Here is a 24716-nt window from a genome sequence, read left to right as displayed (position 1 = left end):
AACTATAACTTAATCAATTGTGCTTTAGTTGCAAAATTTTCTATTCCCTCTAGATTGGTAGTGGTAACCCATAGTTGCATGTTTAAGCCGGTAAAAAATTCGATTAAATATTGACGTCTTTTGTCGTCTAAATGCACAAAGACCTCATCTAAAAGTAAAATCGGTGCTATTTTAGTTAGCTTTATAGCATAATTCATTTCAGCAAGGATTATTGCAATTAATATAGCTTTTTGTTCACCGGTAGAACAGAATTTGGCTAAGATATTTTTCTTTTGATGCTTTACTAAAAAGTCACTTTTATGAACTCCAAAACTAGTGCGACCAAGTAGTTTATCTTTGCTTCTTGTTTGATAAAGTTCTGCAGTAATAAAACTAACAATATTTTCTTTACCGTTTAATATTTTTTGTTCAACAATGCCGTCAATCGATAAATCGGCTTTTGGAAATTCATTTTCAAGGTCATCTATTGCTTGCTGCATAAATTCTAAGGTTTTTAAGCGATTATTAGCAATATGGTTAGAAATATCAGCCATCTTTTCTTCAATAATTTTAAGCCAATTATCATCTCTTATATCTTCTACTAGAATTTTATTTCTCTCATGCATGTAATATTCGTATTTACTAACTAGCTCTGCATGCTTTGGATCAAAATTATAAACTATTCTATCAAGAAATTTTCTTCTATCACTGCTACCGCTTGTAAAGATTCCTTCCATGTGCGGAGTCAGCCATACCATGCTAGTGAATTTACTTAACTCATTATTGGCTATTTTACTTTCGTTATACTCAGTTATCCTTCTATTAGAACTACGTTTAAATTGGGTGGTAAATTCTGCAAGTCCTAGCTTACTTTGCAATAGAGCTTTAACTAGAAAATGATCTTCTGAAGTTTTGAATACATCGGCAAGTTTTGCTGATCTCAGTCCTCTTCCTGGATAAAATAGCGATATAGCTTCTAAAATATTAGTTTTACCGCTACCGTTTTCACCTATTAAAATTATTGGTGTATTATCTGTTTTTAGTTCAAGATTTTTAAAATTACGATAATTCTCAAGACTTAAGGAATGTAGGAAGATATTTTTCATTTTATGAAAGAATAATAGTTAAATTATTGATACGTTGCATTTATACCGTCTAGAAATTGCCATAGTAGTTTTGCTCCTTGATATGCTAATTTTTGTTCTTTTGAGCTTAAATTATTAATCAAATTTGCACATTCTTGTGTATGCCATTGATCAACTTTACTATGAACAATGAAAAATTGTAAAGTTCTGTAATCTGAATTTCCATAAAATTTTTGTAATCCTTGAATTTTAGAGTCAGATACTTTAGGAGTCTGACGCTCATAAACATAAAGTACCCCAAGACCTATAGAAAAAGATTTCTCTGTTAATTTAATAACCTTGAACAAGTTTTTGAGTTGAGTCTAATTTAGGTTCTGAAGTGCGTTGGTTTCTTAAACAAAGTCCTTCAGCAAAACGTTTCCATAGTTCTGGGTGATTTTCTTCACCTTGTTCTTCTTCTATAAGATTACCAAGTAATATTTGCCTAGCTTGTATATCACTACATTTGGAATGTAACGTGGGAAAGCTGTAACGTGATGATAATATTCTTTTGTGTAAATTTGTAAAGTAGAATGAGTAAGTTTTCCCATATGCCATAATTGATAAAATGGATGATTTAAGAGGTTATATTGCTCAAGATTTTTATATTAAGCTGTTCTAAAAATTTCATCTTACCTCCTCTTAGTAAATTTATAAATCTGATAATTGTTTGTCTTATCTATTATTACACAATGCCATTCCGCTAAAAGATTAAGAGGCAAAAAAGTATCTCCATCATAATTTTTATTTATTTTTGTAAGTAAAAATTCATAAATAAGATTTTGCTCTAGGAAAAGAGTTGCTATTTCTGCCCCTCCAACCATAAAAATTTTCTTATCAGTAAAAGGTTTTATTACCTGCCAAAAATCATCTAAGGATTTAATAAAAAATATATTATTATAAGATTGTAATGGTGTATTTCTTGAAAAAACAATACAAATACAATTTTTTAAAATCTTTGTAGGTATAGAGTCAAAGGTTTTTCGTCCCATGACTATAATATTATTTTTCACCGTCTGATAAAAATATTCAAACTCCTTAGTATAAGACCAAGGCATCTGACCTTTATTACCTATCACCCCTTGTGGATCACATGCCATTATACCGATGATTTTTCTATTTTTCATAAGATATAGTGAATCATATGGTCTGCTACAAAAAATCTTTGATGCTCTATAACATTATGCACTCGTAAATAATCAACTACGTTTTCCATTAAATATTTTGATATTGCTATTATTTCTAAGTCTCTTTCCGATGCTTTGGAATTATAAAAAGCAGAAATATAAGATTTTCGTGAGTGTCCTAGCAATATCTCACATACTAGATTTTTAAATTCTTTAATATGTTGTAATATATATATAAATTTTGATAAACGGATTTTCCAAAACCAATTCCAGGATCAAGAATGATATTTTTCTATCAAATCCACATTTTTCTAATTTTGTCATTTCTTGTTCTGTCTATATATTTAAGCTAGCAAGCGGAGATTTATCGAAATCAAGACATTTTTGTTTTTGCGGTGGAACGGTTAATGAATGCATAGTAATAATTTTACAATTATAATCGGCAATTAATCGTAATGTATAATCATCTAGATTATTTTTAACCAAGTTGATACAGGAAATAGGGTATTTTTTAAAAACACGTTTAATTACTTCAGGAGTAAAACTATCAATACTGACTATAACTTCCTTAAGCTCTTCAAGAACATTATTAAGCCTTGCATATTCTTCATCTTCATTAATAATTAAAGCAGAAGGACGTGTTGATTGTGATCCAAGCTCAATTATTGTAGCCCTTCATTTATCAAGCGTACAAAATTTCTAACGGCATCTCCTTTATGAAAACTCAATCCTCCATCAGAAAAAGAATCAGGAGTAATGTTTAAAATACCGACAAATTGAGGATTTAAAACAAGAGAGCGTATAACTCCTTGATTTTCAATTAAATGTGCTATTTCTGCAAAGGTTTTATTGTTGTAAAAATTATTGATCGGACATGAATAACGACATTCCAAGCTTAAACCTGCAATTAGATGAATAAGAAACGGTCTGTTTAATAATTCAGGATGCGGTATCTTTAAATCAGGTAAATCTATATGGCAATTATTCCAAAGTAGGATATCTAAGTCAATAACTCTTGGAGACCATTTATCGTAAGAGCTTGCTCGACCTAGTTGTTTTTCAATCTTTTTAAGCTTAATTAGAAGTTTACTAGGCGTTAAAGTACTTTTGCCCTGCACCACCATATTTAAATATGATTTATCCCAAGCTTTATCTGCATTAGGTGGTAGAATAGCTTGTGTTTCAAAGGTGATTTTAATTTAGTAACGGTTACGTTTAGAAAAATCTTTTCTAATTTAGATTCGATAAAATTTTGATAAATAATATCATATATTTGTGCGGCTAAATACTCGATAAGATTAAAGTGATTTTCTTGAGAAAGTTTTTGTACTAGCCGTACGATTTCTGCATAACAAACAGTATAGTTTATATTATCCGTTACAGTAGCAAGGGGAGAAGTTAAGAGAAAGAGTTTTATGTTAATTTTTACAGGTTGAGCGTGGTGTTTTTCTTGAGTACTGCAGCCAAGATGTACCCAAGTTATTAGTTCTGAAATATTAAGTTTACATGAATAATTTAAGTTGAAAGCTTGATACCTATCATAATATTAAAGTTAGTTTAGTATAAGCTCTTTATAAAAGATACAATAGTTAAATTGATATACCGCCACTTTTTTTAAAGCCGACATGAGCTTTTTCAAGTTTTTTAATAAGTCTAGGTGAATATGATTTAATTTCTTGTTCCTTGCCGCCTTCATATTTTTTAGCGAGTTTCATGCCCCCTTTGATCATATTATAGGCGAAGTTCATTAGCTTCGTTTCGCCTGCTATTCTTTTTGGGTTCATAAACATATAAATTTGGTAAACGGCAAAGCTTTTTAATAAACGTTTTAAGTCTATTCTAGCTTGTTTGGTTAAACCTTGTAATTTGTCTTTTGGGTTTAGGTTTTTATTAGCATCTTTAACTATTTTAGAATGCTGATGCATTAAATAATTACTGACTTCGGCAACATTCTTGTTAATGAGCTTCTCATCCATTTTAAGCATTTTAAGCTTTAAGTTTTTAGTTTTACCTAAATACTTACGGATTAATAAGATAATCCGACTTTGCAGTTGAGTTAAATCCATAGTTTGTTCATTTAAGATAGCAAGCATTCGTTCCATCTCATACTCAAATTCTTCATTTTGGCTTAATTCTTCAAAAATTTCCTCTACCTCTTTACTTTCAAGTACAAGATCGTCACTAATACCCATTAATGCATCTTTTATTTGATCAGCAATTTTTTTGGTATCTTCGGAAAATTGATTATTTGTCATAATCTAATTCATCGTTAAATATAGCTATTTTTATACTAGCACCACATTTCTGCTTGTCTATAAAAATTGTATTAAGAGATATTAAATTTTTCTCATTGAGGATATTCTGAGGAATTATAACAAGCACCTAACATATTGCTAGAATCTTCATTATTATCATAATATGGTCTAAATGAAGAATTAAGGTTTAAATCATCGAACTTAAGTAAAGGTTCTTTAAAGTATGAATCATGTGACCGGCTTGTCGTAATATTCGTATAATTAATTTCTAGTTTTTCTTCTTTAAATTTTTCTGCTAAATTTTTATATTTTTTCAGTTTTTTGTATAAATTTAAGTTGACTACACGGTGAAGAAATTATTGATGTTAACTCTTTAGACAAATCATATAATATTCCATAAGGTTTAGGTATTCCTTGTTCTGCTATGAGAGCTTTCGTATTAAGACAAAATACTTTTAGTGAATCTTGCAGACTTTTTTCTGATATATCTAGATTATATTGGTTATAAAAATCACCTTGGCTTGAATATAATTCAATTATTTCTGATGCTAATTTAGCTATATCTTGCGGATTCTTTTGCTGTATTTTCTTTTTTAGTTCTGATTCTTTGAGATGTAATAATTTATTAAAAGCTTCTTTTGCATAAGATATATGAGTAGTATTTTTAAAATATTCTAAAGCTTTTACATAATTTCCGCTCTTAAATTCAATCTTCCCAAGTTTTATATTTGCCTCTTCAGAACCAAGGTTAGCAGCGTTTTCATACAATCCTATTGAGTCTTTAGATAGTTTTGTTGAGCCATTAGGTGTACAGATTTGTGCTTGTTGACAATAAATTTTTGCTAATTGATGTTTATATAAGTTTTCGTTTTTATAACAACCATTAATAGATTTATGAGTTTCTTTTAGTAATTTTTCTAATAAATTATAAATAGGTAGCGCTTGATCAGGTAACACAGGCTGATGTAAAAGCTTATCATATATTACTTTATCGAGATTTTGAGATATTTCTGTAATAGATTTAGAGGCGGTAATATACTTCCAAAGAGATTTAGCTTCTTGCTTGCTGACTGAGCCTATTAGTTTTTCTAAATTACTAATGCTATTATTTATAGTTATACCTAATATATTATTAAAATTCTTAAAGCTCTTTGTTAAAAATAATTTAATATTATCTAAATTTTCAACATCAGTGCTAGAATTGTTAATGCTGTAAAAAGTTTTTTAAGTTATATATATTATAGATTACTTTTAAGTCTAAAACATCGTTATTTTTGATATCTTCATAAAATTTTTCAATAGTCTCATTTAATTTGTATAAAATGAATCTTTATCTTTGCATATTGTATGCTTAAATGATTCTAATAACGTTTCTTTTATGTTATATGCCCCGAGGTAAATAAATCGTTAAACCATTTTGCAGAATTAAGTGTAACCAAATTTTCTTTTTCAGAAAATTTGATGTTAGATAAATATTTAAGGTAATTTAGAAGATTCTCTAATTTATTTTCTGATTTCAGTGTTTCTAAAAGCTGATTTAATTTTTTAACGGTTTCTAAGAAAATTCCTATAGTTTTGGCATTGTCTTCTAACTGTTTATAATAATTTACTATATCTATTAATTGTTTCAATTTGTCTGTTTTAGGCAAAACATCTTCAAAACTTAAATTATTTTCTATATATGTTTTAAGCTCATTGATACTAATTGGTACTTCTTTATTAATTACATTTATAGAATTTAAAATGGGACTGTTGCGAGATAATTTTTAATAGTAAAATGAGAGGAAAACAGATAAATAAATATTTAGCTCTGTCCAAATATTTTTAAAAAGAAATTCTGTTTAATATTGAGATAAAATTTATTCAATAGTATAGTAATTTAATAGAGATTTGTTTACAGAGTTAGGATTTTTATTAACAAATTTCTCTAAGCTATTAAAGTTGTTAAAACCACTAATCGTTTTAAATTAAAACATATGGCATTCATAAATTCAGAGAATTGATTTTTGGCAATTCCTATATATCTAACCCGTTTATTATCTTTTGAAAATACCCTCTCAAAAGGTGCTCTGATTTTCGTATAATATTTATCAAGGTCAAAATTCTTATCTTTCATATTATTTTTCTTTATTGAGCAAAGATGGAACCCCTTTTTAGCTGCTGCATTCTTGGCAGAGATTGTACAATAACCTTTATCAACATATGTAGCACCGGAGCTTGGCATAACATGCTTAAAACCTTTGCTATCAGTAACATTTGCAGGGGTAACTGCAACCTTATTGATCATTCCTGATTGAATATCGACACTCACATGTTTTTTATAACCATACCAAAATTTATTTGCTCCCTTACAGCCAATTTTAGCTTGTTTATCCTTTACAACCTTAGGCAGAGTCTCATTATTCAATTTATCATATTTTTGTGTTCTTAGTTTATCACGTTCCTCCCAAAGATTAGCTTTTGAGATTAAATGAGAAGCATCTACAAAGGTAAATACTTCACCCATATAGCCTTGTGCTCGTAGTTGATCTCGGAATTTTACAAATATTTTTGATAGTAAATTAGTGCCTATTTTTTTACGTATTTTACTAAATACACTATAATCAGGCGTCTTCTCTGTAAGAGCAAAATCACAAAACCATTTTGCCGCTGTGCTATCAGCTAAATAACGTTCCAATTCCCGATCCGATAAGTCTTCCATAAATTGCAGCAGCAAACATTTAAACAGCCTCACTATACCATAGCCTTTATAGTTAGCTTCGCATTCTACTGCTAATAACTCAGCTTCAACTGCTTTAAAATTGAATAAACTTTTGAATTTACGATATTGATGATCCACACTTATTAACTCATCTAAACTTACCATTATCATTTGATACTCAGACATATGAACATATTTTTTGTTTTTTTTAATTATACCTGCTATCCTCTCATCTCGCAACAGTCCCAAAATATATGTTAAATTTTCGTCGTCGATTGTTATTTTATTATATTCATCTAGAATGATATAATTATCATCTCTAATATTTAATAGCTTTGTATAGTTTTGTATAGTCTTTTGCTTGTTCGCTAGCTTGAGGTAATAAATAGAATCTTTTATTTTATTAATGATACTCTTTTGTTCATTGCTAAAATTACCGAGTTTTATAGTGTCATCAATAATTTTAGATATACGAGTATGATTATTGCTTGCTTGGGCTATCGGTCACTACTATAGATAAATTACCTTCATTTATATCAATATATCTCAATAATTTAGTAAATTGTTCAAATATACCGACAAGTTTTTCTAGATTGGCTTTGACAAGGGAAGAGTTAGAGTTTTTGGTTTCAATATTTTTTATTGCTAATATAAATTTAGTAGGAGTCGTACTTAGAATTTTTTGTAGGAAAAATTTGTCAATAGTAGATTCAGAGGATGAATTAGCAGCATCCAAATAAGAACTGTTATATGTTAAATATTTTTCGTTTTTTATATAAAAACTATCTAAAATATTTGAACTTGCTGTTAGACTTTTTTTGAGAAGTCCCAATCTCCATACTCATTACTTTCTAATATTAATTCACCGTCTTTGAGAAAATTAGCTATGAGCTTTAAATCTTCTTTCTCTTGCCCTAATATAATTATAGCTTTATTACTCCTATCAATAATAGATTCATATTTCTCACTATCTTTATTAATTAAGTCGATAAAATTTTTATCCTTTAACATATCGGATATAAAATGTTCCATTTCTGCTTCCTTTATTTCTTCTTTTTTCAACATCATTATATCCCTCATATCTTCTGCTTTATTGTGTTCAATATTATTTGTTATTTCAAACGAATTTTGATTTAGGAGTGTTTGTATCGGTTGAGTTGCATTGTTGTTGTCATTTAGTATTTGAAATAAATGGTCTTCAGAAATAGTACTATCTACTATTTCCGTATGTTCTTGTTTTTTAAATTTATCATTTAAACGTTTTATATAAACGGTATAATTGTACATAATTAATCTGTTTCTTAGTTGTTTTTTTATTTAATAATCTTAGCTCAAAAAATTTCAATTTAGTTAATAAATTAATTAATTTTTACTAAAAATATCACAATTTAGATATTACGATATTTAATATACTGAAAGATGATTTTTATTGCATATATGATAAGAATAAGGTTTATTATAAATAAATATTAATAATTACTTAGGTTATGAGAAATAATAAAAACCAAATGTATATTATAAAAATTTTTATAGCCCTAGCTATGATTACGGGCATAATATTTTTATGTTTATTGTATTCTTCATTAACTCCGTCTAAGCTTAAGATTGGTGCGAAAACTAGTAATATGGACGATTCGCCTAAAATTAAGTTTACTCTTATAGATCAAGAAGGAAAGAAATTTGATAGTACCCATTTGCAAGGTCATTTAAGTTTGATTTATTTTGGTACTACCTATTCCTTTATATGACAATCAAACACTAAAAAGAGTAGAAGATATTATTAAGATTTTGAAGAAAGAGAATATTTTAGTACAAGTAGTTTTTATTACTCTAGATTCTGAGCATGATACAAGTGAAGTATTAAAAAAATATTTAGAAAAAATAGATGATAATTTTATAGGTTTAACAGGGAGAGTCCAAGATATTTTAGCAGATCAATTTAAGGTCTTCTATACATCCAAAATATTTGATGTAAAAACAAACAAATATGAATTACAACATTCTAATTTTGTGTATTTAATTAGCAGTCAGGGAAAATTTTTAAAGCATTATTGCTTAGGCTTACCGAAAAATGGTTAACAGATAATCTCTAAGCATTTCCTATTTGTGATGAGAAATGTATTTCATCAATGCCTAAGTGTTTTAATGCATTATGCCATTTACTTTCAGGATTATCGGCAAAAATAAATTCTTTATTACAATCCATAACCAGCCATAGATTTGTCTCTAATTCTTCTTCAAGCTGCCCTGGTTTCCATGCTGTATAACCGACAATGAATAAGCTATTTTTAGGTCCTCTACCGAAAGCTATATCTTCTGAAATTTCTAAATTAGAGCTTACTGCTAAATCATTATGGAAATCCAATAACAAATTTTTATTATAATCGCTAGAATGAAGAAAAAACCCTTTTTCATGTTCTACGGGTCCGCCAAGATATATAGGAACCGTAACCGGGGTTGTTATTTCGTCATTTTTTATTTTAAAAAACGATTTTAAATCTATATGATTTACTAAGCGGTTAAATATTAATCCTATTGCTCCTTCTTCCGTGTGTGATAACATATAAATTAAGGATTTATGGTAAATGCCTTTTGTAATTACATGCGGTGTAGCAACTAGTGTTTTACCGGATAAGTTATGAAAAATTTTATCGCCCATAAATAAAACTTTAATTATATAAGATTTAAATATATAAGATTTAAATCCAATTATTCAATAGAAGTTAACAATAATGATCACATTTTTTGATATTACTATTTTTGCTATTATTACTCTTTTCTCATTTTTCGGCTTATATCAAGGCATAATCGGGTTTGCAACTAGAATACTCGGTTTTATTACTTCTATAATGTTAGGATATTTTTTATATCCATATATTTCTGACCTAATCGGGAAATATATGGATAATGAGATTATAAGAATAATTATTGCCGGTGTTATATCTTATGTTATTGCTTTAATTTTATGTGTTTTTATAGTTTATAAATTTCTTGCTATAATTTCATTTATGAGAAACGGTTTTATTGACAGATTTTTAGGGCTATTGGCAGGATTTGCCGTAGGTATTACTATCTCGTTAGTACTATTTTTTATAACAATGATCTTTACTTCTGAAAACTATTTTAAAAGTAAATCTTTAAAAGATTTTGTAGTAAGTAGCAAACAGAGCAAATATGGAGGAGTACTGAAAGTTTCCATTACCACTGATTATTTATATGAATTAAGTAAAAATATTATAGTTATAATTCCAAACGAGACTTTAAAATCTATTGAAATATTTGAAAATAAAGACCTAAATAATTTCAAAAACTCTCTTAAGAAATCGAATGATTCTAACGATGATGAGGATGTATTTTCTCGAGAATTACAAGATGAGCTTTCTAATATATATGATGAATAGGATGTTATTTTGACGTCATTGCGAGGAAATTACGACATTGTTGTGCGGATCGAAAAACGCACTCGGTGTCATCGTGGCTTGACCACGGGATGACAACGGAAAACTGATCCACGCGGGCAATGTCTGCTCGCAATGACGATTACCTACCAAACAAACACCATAACCCCTACCTTTCATTAAACCAGCCTATTTCCCTTAAATTTCATAAATCACGCCATCGTAAATAATTAATAAATATTAACTAATAGTAAATTTATTCATTAATTATTGTGCGTCGTAAATAAATAGTGTATAATTACCGATAAGTTAAGTGGTAAAATCATTAAAAGCAATAAGTTATAGGGGAAATTATAACTAATAAGAACAAAACTTTTTTTTAATAAAATTTTACTAGCAACCAGTAGTATCGGGCTGCTTGCAAGCATGGGAGGCTTTGCGGCGGATATTATTCCGGCGGGAAATCCATCTTCTAATATAGGTACGATGAATGATTTGAGATATAATCACAACCATTATCTTCCACAAGATAATGACAATATTATTATCGCAGAAAATAACCATATGGTTAATTTTGCCCAAAAATATTAATATTAATGATATTAATCTTTATGGTTTTAATGGGGTATTTACTATTATTGAAGGCAATATTACTATAAATGCTTTAGGAGAAAGCGGTATAGTTTTTCAAAATCTCCCTACGGCATTCGGTACAAATATTGTGATTAATATTAATAGGGCTCACATGGCGAATGATGTAGCCGTACTATCAATTTTGAGGATGAGTAATGGAGTTCGTTCCTAATGGATATACTGATACTGCAGCTACCGGAACCGTTGCTTTACCGCAAGGATTACAAGTACAACAAGTAGGAGTGCAAGCAGCGGCACAACCGGCACATGCTCAAGCAAGAGCGGAAGCAGTGATAGTAGGAAACGTAATAGTAGCAAGAGAAACAGTAGATATGTTAGGACAGAGACAAGTACGACTAAGATATGGTAGCGGCTCCGGTGAGGGGGCAGCAACAAGTAGACAGAGAAAACTTAAGGTTAAGGCAAGCACAGAATGCACTAGCACGAATACAAGCTGAGAATCCGCAACAATTAGCAGATGCACAGCAACGATTAAATGCTGCACGTGCAGGAGCCGCGATATAGGGGACTAAAATCGAGCACAGCAAGCTTTATTTGATATTCGTAACGCTTCGTTTGTAGCACAGCTGGACTTAACAAATGCACAAAGAGAAGTACAGGTACAAATTGCAGTACTGCAGCGAGATGGACAAGCTAGACAAAGAGAGATACAATAACCAATTGATAATATAGCTCTAGAATTGGTTCAAGCTAGACAAGATCAAGTTGATGCAGAGACACAAGCTAACCTAGCCGGTTTAGTAGTACCGGCAGATGCACAAGCACAGCAACAAGCACAAGCTCAGCGTTAACGAAAGAGCTGAACAGCAAAGACTGCAAGCGGAGTATCGGCAACGTCAAGCTAACGAAATAAGAGTAGCAGAGGAATATGTTAAAAAACCTGAGTCGCAAAAATTAGCTGAGGCAATCAATAATGCTATCATTGTCCATACGGAAAATACTTTTGTAGCGGAAGCACAAAAGAAGTGATTAGAGAAAAATCTGCACTTGTTATGCAAAATCCTGAAAAACACGCTGTAGAGCTTGCTAAGGAATTAGTAAATAATAAAGCTGAGCTTAAAGAAGTAGCTAATGATGATACTGTTGTAGTGAGTAAAACAAAACAAGAACAATCCTTATTATTCGTAGCAAACTTAGCTCAAGTTGCACCTGATAATGCAAAAAAAGTAGTAGAGCATTTAACCGAGCAAGGAACAAGATCGGTTAGTGTAGTTACAGCTGAAGCAGTAACTACTAGTATTAATAATCACTTATCAGGCGGTACTATGATAGCCGTTGCAGCAGGTGATGAAGCAAACCCTATAATTACTAAAAAAGGATTATGGGTTGCCGGTACTTTCGGTTCAAGTAATCAAGATGCATATAAAGGTAATCCTAGCTATAAAGGCACGGTATCCGGCGGCACGATCGGCGGTGAGCTTTACATCGGGGAAAATAGTCTTGTCAGTATTGCATATAGCCGTATGAACTCTGACTTTAAGTTTAAAGGTTCAAGCACTGGTGATAAATTATCGGCAGAAAGCTATATTATTTCTCTATACGGTCAACAACAATTTAGTAATGGCTTTATATTACAAGAAATATTTTCAGCAAGTAACAGTAAAATCAACAAAAAGGACTTAAGACCGGTAGGACTTCATAGCTATAAAACTGCTAGCGGTAAATATACAAGCAAAGCTTATGGTTTTGAGGGTAATGTCGGTTATCAATTCTCTGCCATGGACGGTATAAATTTAATGCCTAATATTGGTATTAGATATAATACATATAAAGATACCCAAACCGGTACAGGTGTCAATAATATTTTGTCGCTGGTAAGTCCGGTAACTTAACTACAGGGATTGCAGGCATAAAATTAACCGCTCCTAAGAGATTATCAAACGATACTCAAATAGTACCGGGACTACATGCTTCTGTAGAAAATAGCTTTAGCAATAAGCAACCTAAGGTGAAAGCTAGATTTATTTGGGCAGATAATTACTTTGAGAACACTACAAGTAGCAGCACACCGAAAGTCGGCTATAATGTAGGTGCAAGTTTACTTACCGCTCATAAGAATATTGAGCTATTTGCAACGTATAACTGTAATTTACGCAGCAAATATACTAGCCACCAAAGGTTCATTAAAGTTAAAGATATTGTTCTAAAAATATCATTCCTGTGCGGGATACCAAATCGTCATTGCGAGCAGCCGTAGGCTGCGTGGCAATCTCATGAAATAATAACAAACTCCTGAGATTGCTTCGTCAAATTAGAGTCTATAATAAAATTTGTGTAAGTTGCAAAAAAAGCAGTAAGAGATTACTGTAAAAAGAAGTAACTAAAACAAAGGGAAATTATGGCTAAAGAAATAGGTAAAGATAAAGAAAAATTAAACATAAGTAATCAGCTAGTAGAAGAATTATTATCAAAAGCAGACCCATCAGAGTTATTTGGTCGAGATGGTTTATTTCAACAGCTAAAGAAACAAATAGTTGAGAAAATATTAGCAAGTGAGTTAGATCATGAATTGGGCTACTCAAAGCATAGTAAAGTAGAAAAAGTAGACAATAATCGTCGTAATGGTAGCTATGAAAAGACAGTAATTGATGATGATGGTCGTAAGTTGACATTAGAAGTACCAAGAGACCGGGAAGGTGAGTATAATCCACAATTAATACCAAAAGGGCTGAGGAGATTTAATGGATTTGATGAGAAGGTAATTTCACTTTATGGTAGAGGTATGACAGTCAGTGAGATTCGTGGTCACTTAGAAGAAATATATCAAACTGAAGTATCTAGTGATTTAATATCAACCATAACAGATGGAGTACTAGAGGAGGTAACTAGGTGGCAAAATCGCTATTTAGATAGGATATACCCAATATTGTATTTGGATTGCATATATGTTAAATCTAGAGATAATCATATAGTAATAAATAAAGCTGTATATTTGGCAATTGCGGTTAATATAGAAGGCAAGAAGGAGTTATTGGGCATTTGGATAGGAAAAAATGAAGGCTCTAAATTTTGGATGCAAGTATAACTGAATTAAAGAATCGAGGTGTAGAACAAATTTATGTTGCTTGCGTTGATGGTTTAAAAGGTTTTTCTGAGGCTATCAGTAGCATATTTCCTGCTACTATAGTACAACTATGTATAGTGCATATGGTACGCAATTCAGTAAAGTACGTGTCACATAAGGATTTAAAAGAGGTAACATCAGATTTAAAACAAATTTACACGGCAAATAACGAAGAAATGGCTCGTTTAAAACTGCAACAATTTAGTGTAAAATGGGATAAAAAATATCCAGTAATTTCTGATATTTGGCAGCGTAGTTGGTCAGGAATAATACCATTTTTTGCCTTTCCTGAGGAGATTAGAAAGGTGATTTATACCACGAATACCATAGAGTCTATAAATCGTCAAATTAGGAAAATTATTAAAAATAAAGGTGTATTTCCAGATGATAAATCAATTCAAAAGATAATATTTTTAGCCTTGCAAAATGCGGCTAAAAAATGGACTATGCCTATAAAAGATTGGTCATTAGCTTTAAATCAATTTGAAATACTTTGTGGGAATTTTAAATATGATTTATTGGAAAATAAAAAATGAACTTACACAAAAAAAATGATTGACTCTCAAATTACTTTGTAAATTTCCTCGCAATGACGAAAAAACAATATCCACGCAGCAATGCCTCATCGCCTTGTGAATTCCTTGCTCTTTTTGAAGTTAATCTTCATCTACCATTCTTCATTTCACATCAGTATACTCATAATTCCCTAACCGGTTTTAGTACTAACTTTTTGTTACTAAAGATATTGATTTTAGAAAAGAAATTACTTTTGGGCTTTTTAAAATCACGTTGATAATTTTCACCGGTGATAGCATTATAGCTAGTAATTAAAGAAGGTATAACCTCGTTATAATATATTTTATAAAGGTCATGCATAGTTTCTTTGGTAGTTAAATATCCCCATTTTACGGCTTGTTGCGGTACTCTTGCTAAGGCTTCAATGCAGGCTATCGCTTCTTCAATTTCAGGATTTTTATTTTTATACACGTCAGCTGCCGGTGATAAATTAGCTTGCATATCTTTAAACATAGCATCAATCATTAATGCCATATATTCATCGGTTTTAAATTTTCTTACAAATATTAGATTATTCCTACTGCTATAATTTAAAAGCCGAAATTTATATATAAAAATCATGAATTTTATAGCATAAACTTTTAAGCCGCTAACTTTATTTGCATTATAAAATTTAAGTTTCGTTTCATAATCTAATTGCTTTTTCATACCTGCTTTAAGGAGCTTACTCAGCAAATTATGACAATGTATTATGTCATTTTTTCTAGCAATTCGTACTTTATCGGTAGCTTTAGTACCGGAAAAATTAGCCGAATGGCGAGTTATTTGCCTGCCTTTATCATCTCTTTTTATATCGGCAAAATGCCCAAGCTCTTGGGCTGCGATAATCTGAAGTCTTGCTGCCGCAGCAAAGCCGTTGCCGTAAGTCGGATGATCTTTATTGTTTTCAGCAAAAGGATTACCGCCGCATGAAACAAAAATAGCTACGTCCTTGCCGTTAGTGCTTTGCATACCGCTATTACCGCCTACTCGTTGCCAGCTAACCATATCCATCATATCGCCGATATTATGTGAGTAGGTAAGAAATACTTCCGTCTTATTAAGAAGAAGCCACCTTATTACGATCGGATGAGCCGACTGAACAAAAATACGTGCTAGCATTTCGGTTACTTCTTTCTTAACCGGCTGTAGCTTTTGTATTTGCTTTTTTAAATTATCGAAAATTGATTTTATTTTTTGATCTGAAGCGGAATTTCTGTATAAATTTTGAAAAAGCTTGGTAGTTTCAGGGATTAAATGCGGGCTTGTTAGCTCTTCTTGACTAACCATTAAGCTTATATTAAGAGCAGGTTCGGTAAACCTTGCAAAATTGCAGCAATCATCGGTATCTATCCGTAATTTACCGGACTTAATTAATTGCATAGCCAAATGCTCATACTCTATTTCCATGTCCTGCTTATAAATAGCAGGAACACGGTCAAGAATGTGATATATGCTAGTCATTTTAAAAATTTAGTTGTTATTTTCTACATTACTTGTTGGTAGTACATCATCATTTTCGTCTATATTTAAAGGTATGAGCTCTAAGTTAAATACAAGCTCAGGTTCATTAGGTACGTGCTTCGGTTTAGGTTCTTCTTCAAATATGAGGTTTACAACAACATCTACCTTAGGGAATACTGTATCAAAGCAATCTTTAAAAAATTTATCTGACGATTTTAACTTTATTGCATCTAATGCTTTTTGTCTACCATCTTTATTTTTAATACAGATGTTAATTGCCTCTCTCCTAAAGAATCAATGAGGATAATCATCAAAAATTTTTGTAATTAGCTCCGGCTGTTGCTCGCTAAAATATTTGAGACATACCTTATTACCATATCTAAATATTTTATATGCTAAGAATAAGACAAAACAACCTTGTTCTTCTTCAGTAAATTTATCAGCAAAATATTTTTGATTAAGAAAATCTTCAACTCCTCTTCTGATGCCGGTTGAAGAAATCGCTATTTTTTTTAAAAGTGGTTTTGAGCAATCAACCGAAAAGCAAGATATCTTTATACTTCGCAGCTGTCCGCTTTTTGCTTTCTCAGTTATTATTTCAGATTCAGGTACTTGCTTTTCCATTTGCCATAAATCGTACTCTACATTGCCGGGAGTAGTTTTCTTTATATAATCCCATGATGTGCTTAATCCTTCTTTTGTAGTAGTTAAAATTTGATTTAACAACGATTTAGAACTCTTTAATGGGACTGTTGCGAGATGAGAGGATAGCAGGTATAATTAAAAAAAACAAAAAATATGTTCATATGTCTGAGTATCAAATGATAATGGTAAGTTTAGATGAGTTAATAAGTGTGGATCATCAATATCGTAAATTCAAAAGTTTATTCAATTTTAAAGCAGTTGAAGCTGAGTTATTAGCAGTAGAATGCGAAGCTAACTATAAAGGCTATGGTATAGTGAGGCTGTTTAAATGTTTGCTGCTGCAATTTATGGAAGACTTATCGGATCGGGAATTGGAACGTTATTTAGCTGATAGCACAGCGGCAAAATGGTTTTGTGATTTTGCTCTTACAGAGAAGACGCCTGATTATAGTGTATTTAGTAAAATACGTAAAAAAATAGGCACTAATTTACTATCAAAAATATTTGTAAAATTCCGAGATCAACTACGAGCACAAGGCTATATGGGTGAAGTATTTACCTTTGTAGATGCTTCTCATTTAATCTCAAAAGCTAATCTTTGGGAGGAACGTGATAAACTAAGAACACAAAAATATGATAAATTGAATAATGAGACTCTGCCTAAGGTTGTAAAGGATAAACAAGCTAAAATTGGCTGTAAGGGAGCAAATAAATTTTGGTATGGTTATAAAAAACATGTGAGTGTCGATATTCAATCAGGAATGATCAATAAGGTTGCAGTTACCCCTGCAAATGTTACTGATAGCAAAGGTTTTAAGCATGTTATGCCAAGCTCCGGTGCTACATATGTTGATAAAGGTTATTGTACAATCTCTGCCAAGAATGCAGCAGCTAAAAAGGGGTTCCATCTTTGCTCAATAAAGAAAAATAATATGAAAGATAAGAATTTTGACCTTGATAAATATTATACGAAAATCAGAGCACCTTTTGAGAGGGTATTTTCAAAAGATAATAAACGGGTTAGATATATAGGAATTGCCAAAAATCAATTCTCTGAATTTATGAATGCCATATGTTTTAATTTAAAACGATTAGTGGTTTTAACAACTTTAATAGCTTAGAGAAATTTGTTAATAAAAATCCTAACTCTGTAAACAAATCTCTATTAAATTACTATACTATTGAATAAATTTTATCTCAATATTAAACAGAATTTCTTTTTAAAAATATTTGGACAGAGCTAAATATTTATTTATCTGTTTTCCTCTCATTTTACTATTAAAAATTATCTCGCAACAGTCCCAAAATTGCTATGGTTTCAGCATCCAAATCGCCAGAAAAATTACTAGGACGAAAATGCATTTGAAACGAAATTATAATATCTTTCATTTTAGAGTCTAAAATTTCGGTAACTTCAAGTTTATAACCGTATGTAATAAATTTTTGCTGAATTGCTGCAATATCGGTTATGTCGACTTGCGGCAATAGATCGTTAAACGCCTGTTCATCATACCAAACTCCAATATCGTTATCATATAATAGTTTCCAAGGAAATAGCGGGCCAGGGTCCTGTTTTCTACCTGGAGCAATATCAGAATGCCCAACTACTCTAGTAGGTTTAATATCATATCTAGCAATAATCTGTTTACACAAACTTATAACACTATTAATTTGCCTTTCCGAATAGGGTAGCCAAACTATATCATTGTTTTTTGCATTTACTTCAAAAGCAGGATTTACGATTTCAATACCGATTGATGTATCATTAATACGCTCATGACCTTGCCAGTAAACTTACTCCAGCATGCCATGCTCTATCACGCTCTTCTACTAATTGAAATATATGTTCAGGGTTTTCATTGTTTATTAAATATGGCTACTTAACTTTTCACCGGTTAGAAAATCTAAAGACTGCTTAAAATCACACTGTGTATAATGTAGCACTAGGAATTTAATACGTTTATTAAATCCCACAGCTCTATAAGATGTTTTATCGATTACTATCATATATAAAAATTTTAAAGGATGTCACTATTGTATGTTTTTTTCTATATAATTCTTGTGAAAGCTTGCTTGCATGGATCGGTAAATCGTCATTGCGAGAAGAATTACACAGTAATTCGACGAAGCAATCTTAGGAAGTTTGTTATTATTTCATAAGATTGCCACGCAGCCTACGGCTGCTCGCAATGACGATTTGGTATCTATATAAAGATAGTCCCAGTATGACAAGAAAAATTTTGATGGTGCCGGATATCGGATTTGAACTGATGACCTACCGCTTACAAGGCGGTTGCTCTACCACTGAGCTAATCCGGCATATTAATATGATTATAGAGAAGAGATATGTGCTGTCATACCCGTGTCTTGACCACAATATCTAGAAAAATAACTTGTAACAGTCAAATTTACTAAATCCTGCACTCAAATAGCGGGATGACAGGGGCTGAATTGATCCACACAGTCAATGCCTGCTCGCAATGACGAAAATACACTATAACTAAGCTTCTTTAGCTTCCTTTTTACTTAGTCTAGCTTTGCGGTTTTTTGCTTTCACTTCCATTTCCTTTTTAACTTTCTTAGGAAGAGTAACACCCGCTTGCTCAATAAATTTTGCGACTCGCTCAGTTGGTTTAGCACCGGTGCCAAGCCAATATTCTATACGATCTTTTTTTAAAACAACACGCTCACTATTATCTGAAGCAAGCATTGGATCATAAGTTCCGACTTTTTCTAAAAAGTCACCGTCACGAGGTGCTGTTGCGTTAGCTACCACTACACGGTAAAAAGGACGCTTTTTAGCACCGCCTCTAGCTAAACGAATTTTTACTGCCATATATTACTTACAATTATTTTATTTTTTCTTCTTTAAAAAGAACATGTTTTCTAACTACTTTATCATACTTACGAAAAGAAAGCTTCTCGGTTTGGGTCTTCGGATTACGTTTCTTTACCCAAAAAACACCTGTGCCGGCAGTACTTACTAGCCTTACCAAAACATTTTTATTTTTCTTTGCCATTAGCTGACACCTTAAATCAAGATATTATTTTATTATTCTAAGAAAAGCAGAATAAAACGAAATTGAAAAATAGTCAAGTAAAAACTAGGCATTGCAAAATAAAGAGAGATACGTCATTGCGAACGACTAAAAGGAGTGTGGCAATCTCGGGAAATTAAAACGAGATTGCCACACTCCTTTTAGTCGTTCGCAATGACGCCAATTTTTCAAATTAAACGAGTTACCGTCCAAATAAGCGTTCGATATCCTTAAGCTTCAACTCAATATAAGTAGGTCTGCCGTGATTACATTGACCTGAAAGCGGCGTATTTTCCATTTGACGCAGTAAGGCATTCATTTCATCTGCCGATAATTTTCGTCCTGCTCTAATAGAGTAATGACAGGCATAAGTTTCCGTTACATGCTCGATTAACTCTGTCAAAGCTATATTCTTGCCAAAATCTGATAAATGATCGGCGAGATCCTGAATTAACTTTTGTACGTTTACATCTCCAAGGATATTTGGAATTTCAGTTACTATAATAGATTTTTCGCCGAATTTTTCTAGAGTTAAACCGAGTTTATATAGTTTTTCTCTATGGTCATATAAACAATCTGCTTTTTTTTCATTTGGCAGTTCTACTATCTCAGGGATAAGCAAACGCTGTTTGATTAACTCTTCCGTTTTAAGGTAATCTTTTATTTTTTCATACCCTAAACGTTCGTGTGCTGCATGCTGGTCGGTAATCACTATACTATCTTCGGTTTGTGAAATAATATAAGTCGTATGAAGTTGTGCTTTAGCTGCCCCAAGTTTATATTGTTTACGGGTTTGCTGTTCATGTTCTATACGGTCTTCTACTTCTTGTTCTATTTTAGCATGTGATAATGTATCGATTAATTTTTGACAAACATGATTTTGAGGAACTGTATTAAGTGTAGAATGAGTAGTAGGTCTATAATCTGCCGATTTACTATTAACATTTATAACTTTACTTACTGGCGATTGTTTGTTAACTAAAGGATTTTTAAATAACTCAAGAGCATCAGAGTCGATAGTAGTAGAAGTAACATGGCTTTTATTTGTTAAAGCATTTTTAATTGCTTCTATTAATAAGTTTCGCACATAATTCGGGTCATGAAACCTAACCTCTGCTTTTGCCGGATGTACGTTAACGTCAACAAGTTGCGGATCGATTTGTAAGAATATAGCACATAGCGGATAACGATCACGAGCTAAATAATCTTGATATGCTACCCTTAAAGCTACCTGTAATAATTTATCTTTTACTGGTCTATTATTAATAAATAAAAACTGATCTTCACTTGAAGCTCTATTATATGTCGGGCTACTAGTATAGCCGCAAATAGAGAAATCAGGTGTTTTGAAGTCTATATAAGCGGCGTTTTTTATAAAATCATCACCTATTACATCAATTATACGCTGTTTTAGGTTAGTTTCAGCATCTTTATTTTGTCCCTTTAGTTTTAATAAATTCTTGCCGTCATGTGTTAAACTAAAAGAAATTTCAGGATGTGCTAGAGCGATTTTCTTAACCACATCTACAGTTGCTGCAAGCTCTGTTTTATCGGCTCTAAGAAATTTTAAACGTGCAGGTGTTGCGAAAAATAAATCACGTATCTCTATTTTAGTACCTTCATTATGAACAGAAATAGTAACTTGTTTTTCATTGCCGCCGATTAACTTAATCTGAAATGCTTTGTCGGCATCTCGTTTTTTAGAAGTAATTAGCATTTTGCTAATAGCAGCAATAGACGGCAGTGCTTCACCCCTAAAACCGAAAGTATTAATATTTAGAAAATCGCTTTCATCAAGCTTAGAAGTTGTATGACGTTCAACAGCAATTTCTAATTCCTTATCAGTCATACCAATACCGTCATCGGAAATAATGATTAGATTTTTACCGGCACGTTCTAAAATAATATCTATTTTAGTACTACTTGCATCAACAGCATTTTCAACTAATTCCTTTACTACCGATGCGGGCCTTTCTATAACCTCACCGGCAGCAATTCGGTTGATAGTACTTTCTGACAAAAATTTTATAGTCATTTTGTTACTAGTTTAAATTTCTTACTACAATATGGGCAGATAACTTCCTTTTTTTCTTTATCTATCTCTAAATAAACTTTCGGATGGTCATATGGAGGTTCTTTGCCCTGGCAAGATACAGATGCATCAACACTATTAACAATTTCCATAGATTTATACATTATTTCTTTAAGTGTAATCTAATATAAGTTACTTTTAAATAAAAGACAAATATTACTTGATTAAATATGTCATCCCGTGACTTGATCAGCTTTGTTGCATGATTCTAATTTTCTTGTCATTGTGAGGAAATTACGTAAGTAATTGACTAAGCAATCTAGTGCCAAAGTTCTAAGATTGCCACGCAGCCTATGACTCTGCTCGCAATGACGATTTAGCTGGCTGGTACAAGCCACGGTATGACAGTGCATATTTTATAAGGAGATAAAAATGAAAGACAAAGTAGCAGTTATTACCGGTTCTACTAGCGGTATCGGGCTTGAGATAGCAAAACATTTTGCAAAAACGGTTTTGCAAAAGAAGATGAAGTAGCCACAATTTCAGCAGAATTGAAAGAACTTGGGGCAAGGGCTGTATTTTATCAAGGAATAAATTTGGAAAAACCTGATGAAATTCATTCTATGTTTGAGAGGATAATAAAAGAATTCGGTAAAATAGACATATTGGGACTGTTGCGAGATAATTTTTAATAGTAAAATGAGAGGAAAACAGATAAATAAATATTTAGCTCTGTCCAAATATTTTTAAAAAGAAATTCTGTTTAATATTGAGATAAAATTTATTCAATAGTATAGTAATTTAATAGAGATTTGTTTACAGAGTTAGGATTTTTATTAACAAATTTCTCTAAGCTATTAAAGTTGTTAAAACCACTAATCGTTTTAAATTAAAACATATGGCATTCATAAATTCAGAGAATTGATTTTTGGCAATTCCTATATATCTAACCCGTTTATTATCTTTTGAAAATACCCTCTCAAAAGGTGCTCTGATTTTCGTATAATATTTATCAAGGTCAAAATTCTTATCTTTCATATTATTTTTCTTTATTGAGCAAAGATGGAACCCCTTTTTAGCTGCTGCATTCTTGGCAGAGATTGTACAATAACCTTTATCAACATATGTAGCACCGGAGCTTGGCATAACATGCTTAAAACCTTTGCTATCAGTAACATTTGCAGGGGTAACTGCAACCTTATTGATCATTCCTGATTGAATATCGACACTCACATGTTTTTTATAACCATACCAAAATTTATTTGCTCCCTTACAGCCAATTTTAGCTTGTTTATCCTTTACAACCTTAGGCAGAGTCTCATTATTCAATTTATCATATTTTTGTGTTCTTAGTTTATCACGTTCCTCCCAAAGATTAGCTTTTGAGATTAAATGAGAAGCATCTACAAAGGTAAATACTTCACCCATATAGCCTTGTGCTCGTAGTTGATCTCGGAATTTTACAAATATTTTTGATAGTAAATTAGTGCCTATTTTTTTACGTATTTTACTAAATACACTATAATCAGGCGTCTTCTCTGTAAGAGCAAAATCACAAAACCATTTTGCCGCTGTGCTATCAGCTAAATAACGTTCCAATTCCCGATCCGATAAGTCTTCCATAAATTGCAGCAGCAAACATTTAAACAGCCTCACTATACCATAGCCTTTATAGTTAGCTTCGCATTCTACTGCTAATAACTCAGCTTCAACTGCTTTAAAATTGAATAAACTTTTGAATTTACGATATTGATGATCCACACTTATTAACTCATCTAAACTTACCATTATCATTTGATACTCAGACATATGAACATATTTTTTGTTTTTTTTAATTATACCTGCTATCCTCTCATCTCGCAACAGTCCCATATTAGTAAATAATGCAGGTATTCAGCATGTTGCTGCTATCGATGAATTTCCTGAAGATAAATGGGAGCAAATTTTGCGTATAGATTTAATAGCATCTTTCTATACTACAAAATACGCAATACAGATTATGAAAAAAAACGGCTTCGGGCGAATTGTTAATATCGCTTCCGCTTATGCATATGTCGCATCACCTTTCAAGTCGGCATATGTAGCAGTAAAGTACGGTATCCTTGGGCTTACCAAAACCATTGCTTTAGAAGTGGCTGAGAATAATATTACAGTTAATGCTATCTGTCCCGGTTACGTCAACACACCATTAGTAAGGAATCAAATAGCAGATACTGCTAAAGCTAGACATATCAGTGAAGAATCAGCGTTAAGGGATGTAATCCTTAAATCTCAAGCTACGAAAAAATTTGTAGAAGCTGATGAAATAGCAAACTTAGTAATATTCTTATGTGACAAAAAAGCATCATCAATAACAGGTAGTGGACTCTTGATAGATGGCGGCTGGACGGCACAGTAGTTTTTAATTCTTAATATTTGTTAGTTATTGAGAAATAACTAACAATAAAAACTTCTTGCAAAAATTTAATTTACTCCTTTACACTTGAAATAAACCACAATTTATTCAAGGAGGAATTTATGCCAGAAAAAAAACATCTACATTTTCAAACTGAAGAAACTGAATTAAATAGAGTAAAAATGCCAAATTAATTCATTTTAAAGATGAACTGGGCAGCCCCATAGATGGGCAATTAGTTATAGGAGAAGTTGAAGAAGTAAAAGAAAAAGAATTTTCTAGACC

The 24716-nt window shown here is 31.6% G+C and carries 29 protein-coding genes, 1 tRNA gene and 5 pseudogenes; 11 read left to right on the top strand and 24 right to left on the bottom strand.

Annotation, left to right across the window (positions count from 1 at the left end):
- Window positions 1–2 precede the first annotated feature (2 nt).
- The 14 genes from recF to C4Q30_RS05375 all read right to left on the bottom strand — a co-directional run bounded on the left by recF (window position 3) and on the right by C4Q30_RS05375 (window position 8473).
- Window positions 3–1085 carry a DNA replication/repair protein RecF gene (recF, locus tag C4Q30_RS05445; protein WP_103897428.1) on the bottom strand — a complete coding sequence of 361 codons (1083 nt, stop codon included), beginning with the start codon at window positions 1083–1085 and terminating at the stop codon, window positions 3–5.
- Between the two features lie 23 nt (window positions 1086–1108).
- Entirely contained in the window at window positions 1109–1411 is a 303-nt protein-coding gene (locus C4Q30_RS05440) for an iron-containing redox enzyme family protein (protein WP_103897427.1), read from the bottom strand.
- A gap of 111 nt (window positions 1412–1522) precedes the next feature.
- Entirely contained in the window at window positions 1523–1654 is a 132-nt protein-coding gene (locus C4Q30_RS05435; protein ID WP_103897426.1) for a hypothetical protein, read from the bottom strand.
- 81 nt (window positions 1655–1735) lie between these two features.
- Window positions 1736–2230 carry a dihydrofolate reductase gene (locus tag C4Q30_RS05430; RefSeq protein ID WP_103897425.1) on the bottom strand — a complete coding sequence of 165 codons (495 nt, stop codon included), beginning with the start codon at window positions 2228–2230 and terminating at the stop codon, window positions 1736–1738.
- A complete protein-coding gene (locus C4Q30_RS10265; RefSeq protein WP_280641673.1) occupies window positions 2227–2415 on the bottom strand; it encodes a pterin-binding domain-containing protein in 189 nt (62 codons plus the stop codon). Before C4Q30_RS10265 ends, C4Q30_RS05430 begins: the two co-directional genes overlap by 4 nt.
- A 151-nt stretch (window positions 2416–2566) precedes the next feature.
- Window positions 2567–2851, bottom strand: a complete 285-nt coding sequence (locus C4Q30_RS10260; protein WP_280641703.1) for a dihydropteroate synthase — start codon at window positions 2849–2851, stop codon at window positions 2567–2569.
- A gap of 41 nt (window positions 2852–2892) precedes the next feature.
- Entirely contained in the window at window positions 2893–3351 is a 459-nt protein-coding gene (folK, locus tag C4Q30_RS05415) for a 2-amino-4-hydroxy-6-hydroxymethyldihydropteridine diphosphokinase (protein ID WP_245207502.1), read from the bottom strand.
- Between the two features lie 5 nt (window positions 3352–3356).
- The gene (locus C4Q30_RS05410) at window positions 3357–3713 is read right to left on the bottom strand and encodes a dihydroneopterin aldolase (RefSeq protein WP_245207571.1); all 357 of its coding nucleotides are present in this window, start codon (window positions 3711–3713) and stop codon (window positions 3357–3359) included.
- 106 nt (window positions 3714–3819) lie between these two features.
- Entirely contained in the window at window positions 3820–4485 is a 666-nt protein-coding gene (locus tag C4Q30_RS05405; protein ID WP_103897423.1) for a DUF5394 family protein, read from the bottom strand.
- Between the two features lie 303 nt (window positions 4486–4788).
- On the bottom strand, window positions 4789–5442 hold the full coding sequence (locus C4Q30_RS05400) for a hypothetical protein (RefSeq protein WP_245207501.1): 654 nt from the start codon (window positions 5440–5442) through the stop codon (window positions 4789–4791).
- Window positions 5443–5861: 419 nt separating this feature from the next.
- Window positions 5862–6134, bottom strand: coding sequence for a hypothetical protein (locus C4Q30_RS05390; RefSeq protein WP_103897422.1), 273 nt, complete (start codon window positions 6132–6134; stop codon window positions 5862–5864).
- A 278-nt stretch (window positions 6135–6412) separates the two neighbouring features.
- Window positions 6413–7435 (bottom strand): transposase, encoded by a 1023-nt coding sequence (locus tag C4Q30_RS05385; RefSeq protein WP_209445172.1) that lies wholly within the window; start codon window positions 7433–7435, stop codon window positions 6413–6415.
- A 232-nt stretch (window positions 7436–7667) separates the two neighbouring features.
- Window positions 7668–8018, bottom strand: a complete 351-nt coding sequence (locus tag C4Q30_RS05380; RefSeq protein WP_245207500.1) for a hypothetical protein — start codon at window positions 8016–8018, stop codon at window positions 7668–7670.
- Window positions 7994–8473: a hypothetical protein gene (locus C4Q30_RS05375; protein WP_103897421.1), complete on the bottom strand. Its 480-nt coding sequence runs from the start codon at window positions 8471–8473 to the stop codon at window positions 7994–7996. The genes C4Q30_RS05380 and C4Q30_RS05375 overlap by 25 nt, the downstream gene beginning before the upstream one ends.
- Before the next feature lie 200 nt (window positions 8474–8673).
- Here C4Q30_RS05375 and C4Q30_RS05370 point away from each other — a divergent pair.
- Window positions 8674–9265 (top strand): annotated as a pseudogene (locus C4Q30_RS05370) (SCO family protein).
- Between the two features lie 10 nt (window positions 9266–9275).
- On the opposite strand, the gene C4Q30_RS05365 reads toward C4Q30_RS05370, so the two are convergent.
- Window positions 9276–9845: a YqgE/AlgH family protein gene (locus tag C4Q30_RS05365; protein ID WP_103897420.1), complete on the bottom strand. Its 570-nt coding sequence runs from the start codon at window positions 9843–9845 to the stop codon at window positions 9276–9278.
- Window positions 9846–9918: 73 nt separating this feature from the next.
- Here C4Q30_RS05365 and C4Q30_RS05360 point away from each other — a divergent pair, with 73 nt between their 5' ends.
- From C4Q30_RS05360 to C4Q30_RS05335, 7 genes and pseudogenes are all read left to right on the top strand, one after another.
- Window positions 9919–10587 (top strand): CvpA family protein, encoded by a 669-nt coding sequence (locus tag C4Q30_RS05360; RefSeq protein ID WP_103897419.1) that lies wholly within the window; start codon window positions 9919–9921, stop codon window positions 10585–10587.
- A 529-nt stretch (window positions 10588–11116) separates the two neighbouring features.
- The gene (locus tag C4Q30_RS08840) at window positions 11117–11389 is read left to right on the top strand and encodes a hypothetical protein (protein WP_198913025.1); all 273 of its coding nucleotides are present in this window, start codon (window positions 11117–11119) and stop codon (window positions 11387–11389) included.
- Window positions 11373–11675, top strand: coding sequence for a hypothetical protein (locus tag C4Q30_RS08835; protein ID WP_198913040.1), 303 nt, complete (start codon window positions 11373–11375; stop codon window positions 11673–11675). Before C4Q30_RS08840 ends, C4Q30_RS08835 begins: the two co-directional genes overlap by 17 nt.
- A gap of 316 nt (window positions 11676–11991) precedes the next feature.
- On the top strand, window positions 11992–12207 hold the full coding sequence (locus C4Q30_RS09800) for a hypothetical protein (protein WP_245207499.1): 216 nt from the start codon (window positions 11992–11994) through the stop codon (window positions 12205–12207).
- A 23-nt stretch (window positions 12208–12230) separates the two neighbouring features.
- Complete coding sequence (locus C4Q30_RS10255; RefSeq protein WP_342447543.1) at window positions 12231–13070, top strand: autotransporter outer membrane beta-barrel domain-containing protein; 840 nt, start codon at window positions 12231–12233, stop codon at window positions 13068–13070.
- Window positions 13052–13435: pseudogene (locus tag C4Q30_RS10250) on the top strand (hypothetical protein); the annotation flags it as partial. The gene C4Q30_RS10255 and the pseudogene C4Q30_RS10250, both read left to right, overlap by 19 nt.
- A 141-nt stretch (window positions 13436–13576) precedes the next feature.
- Window positions 13577–14838: pseudogene (locus C4Q30_RS05335) on the top strand (IS256 family transposase).
- Between the two features lie 160 nt (window positions 14839–14998).
- Here C4Q30_RS05335 and C4Q30_RS05330 read toward each other — a convergent pair.
- A complete protein-coding gene (locus C4Q30_RS05330; RefSeq protein WP_014013769.1) occupies window positions 14999–16321 on the bottom strand; it encodes a DUF2748 family protein in 1323 nt (440 codons plus the stop codon).
- A gap of 9 nt (window positions 16322–16330) precedes the next feature.
- Window positions 16331–16857 (bottom strand): annotated as a pseudogene (locus C4Q30_RS05325) (hypothetical protein).
- A gap of 207 nt (window positions 16858–17064) precedes the next feature.
- On the opposite strand from C4Q30_RS05325, the gene C4Q30_RS05315 reads away from it, so the two are divergent.
- On the top strand, window positions 17065–18087 hold the full coding sequence (locus C4Q30_RS05315) for a transposase (protein ID WP_209445172.1): 1023 nt from the start codon (window positions 17065–17067) through the stop codon (window positions 18085–18087).
- A gap of 157 nt (window positions 18088–18244) precedes the next feature.
- Here C4Q30_RS05315 and C4Q30_RS05310 read toward each other — a convergent pair.
- The 6 genes and pseudogenes from C4Q30_RS05310 to C4Q30_RS05285 form a co-directional block, all read right to left on the bottom strand.
- A pseudogene (locus C4Q30_RS05310) lies at window positions 18245–18973 on the bottom strand (N-acetylmuramoyl-L-alanine amidase).
- A 237-nt stretch (window positions 18974–19210) separates the two neighbouring features.
- Window positions 19211–19285 (bottom strand) — tRNA-Thr (locus C4Q30_RS05305).
- Window positions 19286–19466: 181 nt separating this feature from the next.
- Complete coding sequence (gene rpsP, locus C4Q30_RS05300) at window positions 19467–19802, bottom strand: 30S ribosomal protein S16 (protein ID WP_014121177.1); 336 nt, start codon at window positions 19800–19802, stop codon at window positions 19467–19469.
- A gap of 13 nt (window positions 19803–19815) precedes the next feature.
- Entirely contained in the window at window positions 19816–19986 is a 171-nt protein-coding gene (gene rpmG, locus C4Q30_RS05295; protein ID WP_004997072.1) for a 50S ribosomal protein L33, read from the bottom strand.
- A gap of 220 nt (window positions 19987–20206) precedes the next feature.
- Entirely contained in the window at window positions 20207–22039 is a 1833-nt protein-coding gene (gene mutL / locus C4Q30_RS05290) for a DNA mismatch repair endonuclease MutL (RefSeq protein WP_103897418.1), read from the bottom strand.
- The gene (locus C4Q30_RS05285) at window positions 22036–22200 is read right to left on the bottom strand and encodes a zinc-finger domain-containing protein (RefSeq protein ID WP_008579257.1); all 165 of its coding nucleotides are present in this window, start codon (window positions 22198–22200) and stop codon (window positions 22036–22038) included. The genes mutL and C4Q30_RS05285 overlap by 4 nt, the downstream gene beginning before the upstream one ends.
- A 387-nt stretch (window positions 22201–22587) precedes the next feature.
- On the opposite strand from C4Q30_RS05285, the gene C4Q30_RS08830 reads away from it, so the two are divergent.
- The gene (locus C4Q30_RS08830; RefSeq protein WP_198913039.1) at window positions 22588–22728 is read left to right on the top strand and encodes a hypothetical protein; all 141 of its coding nucleotides are present in this window, start codon (window positions 22588–22590) and stop codon (window positions 22726–22728) included.
- Window positions 22729–22885: 157 nt separating this feature from the next.
- Here C4Q30_RS08830 and C4Q30_RS05280 read toward each other — a convergent pair whose 3' ends face one another.
- A complete protein-coding gene (locus C4Q30_RS05280; protein ID WP_209445172.1) occupies window positions 22886–23908 on the bottom strand; it encodes a transposase in 1023 nt (340 codons plus the stop codon).
- On the opposite strand from C4Q30_RS05280, the gene C4Q30_RS05275 reads away from it, so the two are divergent.
- A complete protein-coding gene (locus C4Q30_RS05275; protein WP_245207498.1) occupies window positions 23859–24434 on the top strand; it encodes an SDR family oxidoreductase in 576 nt (191 codons plus the stop codon). The genes C4Q30_RS05280 and C4Q30_RS05275 overlap by 50 nt on opposite strands.
- Window positions 24435–24716: the final 282 nt, after the last annotated feature.

The sequence above is a fragment of the Rickettsia fournieri genome, assembly GCF_900243065.1.
Classification (GTDB): domain Bacteria; phylum Pseudomonadota; class Alphaproteobacteria; order Rickettsiales; family Rickettsiaceae; genus Rickettsia; species Rickettsia rickettsii.
This window is presented reverse-complemented; position numbering and strand designations above follow the sequence as displayed.

What these genes read in the sequence shown, in the direction of transcription:
- recF (WP_103897428.1), bottom strand. Translation starts at nt 1,085, where the DNA reads ATGAAAAATATCTTCCTACATTCCTTAAGTCTTGAGAATTATCGTAAT.
- C4Q30_RS05435 (WP_103897426.1), bottom strand. Translation starts at nt 1,654, where the DNA reads ATGGGAAAACTTACTCATTCTACTTTACAAATTTACACAAAAGAATAT.
- C4Q30_RS05430 (WP_103897425.1), bottom strand. Translation starts at nt 2,230, where the DNA reads ATGAAAAATAGAAAAATCATCGGTATAATGGCATGTGATCCACAAGGG.
- C4Q30_RS05405 (WP_103897423.1), bottom strand. Translation starts at nt 4,485, where the DNA reads ATGACAAATAATCAATTTTCCGAAGATACCAAAAAAATTGCTGATCAA.
- C4Q30_RS05375 (WP_103897421.1), bottom strand. Translation starts at nt 8,473, where the DNA reads ATGTACAATTATACCGTTTATATAAAACGTTTAAATGATAAATTTAAA.
- C4Q30_RS05365 (WP_103897420.1), bottom strand. Translation starts at nt 9,845, where the DNA reads ATGGGCGATAAAATTTTTCATAACTTATCCGGTAAAACACTAGTTGCT.
- C4Q30_RS05360 (WP_103897419.1), top strand. Translation starts at nt 9,919, where the DNA reads ATGATCACATTTTTTGATATTACTATTTTTGCTATTATTACTCTTTTC.
- C4Q30_RS08840 (WP_198913025.1), top strand. Translation starts at nt 11,117, where the DNA reads ATGACAATATTATTATCGCAGAAAATAACCATATGGTTAATTTTGCCC.
- C4Q30_RS08835 (WP_198913040.1), top strand. Translation starts at nt 11,373, where the DNA reads ATGGAGTTCGTTCCTAATGGATATACTGATACTGCAGCTACCGGAACC.
- C4Q30_RS09800 (WP_245207499.1), top strand. Translation starts at nt 11,992, where the DNA reads ATGCACAAGCACAGCAACAAGCACAAGCTCAGCGTTAACGAAAGAGCT.
- C4Q30_RS10255 (WP_342447543.1), top strand. Translation starts at nt 12,231, where the DNA reads ATGCAAAATCCTGAAAAACACGCTGTAGAGCTTGCTAAGGAATTAGTA.
- C4Q30_RS05330 (WP_014013769.1), bottom strand. Translation starts at nt 16,321, where the DNA reads ATGACTAGCATATATCACATTCTTGACCGTGTTCCTGCTATTTATAAG.
- C4Q30_RS05315 (WP_209445172.1), top strand. Translation starts at nt 17,065, where the DNA reads ATGGGACTGTTGCGAGATGAGAGGATAGCAGGTATAATTAAAAAAAAC.
- rpsP (WP_014121177.1), bottom strand. Translation starts at nt 19,802, where the DNA reads ATGGCAGTAAAAATTCGTTTAGCTAGAGGCGGTGCTAAAAAGCGTCCT.
- rpmG (WP_004997072.1), bottom strand. Translation starts at nt 19,986, where the DNA reads ATGGCAAAGAAAAATAAAAATGTTTTGGTAAGGCTAGTAAGTACTGCC.
- mutL (WP_103897418.1), bottom strand. Translation starts at nt 22,039, where the DNA reads ATGACTATAAAATTTTTGTCAGAAAGTACTATCAACCGAATTGCTGCC.
- C4Q30_RS05285 (WP_008579257.1), bottom strand. Translation starts at nt 22,200, where the DNA reads ATGTATAAATCTATGGAAATTGTTAATAGTGTTGATGCATCTGTATCT.
- C4Q30_RS05280 (WP_209445172.1), bottom strand. Translation starts at nt 23,908, where the DNA reads ATGGGACTGTTGCGAGATGAGAGGATAGCAGGTATAATTAAAAAAAAC.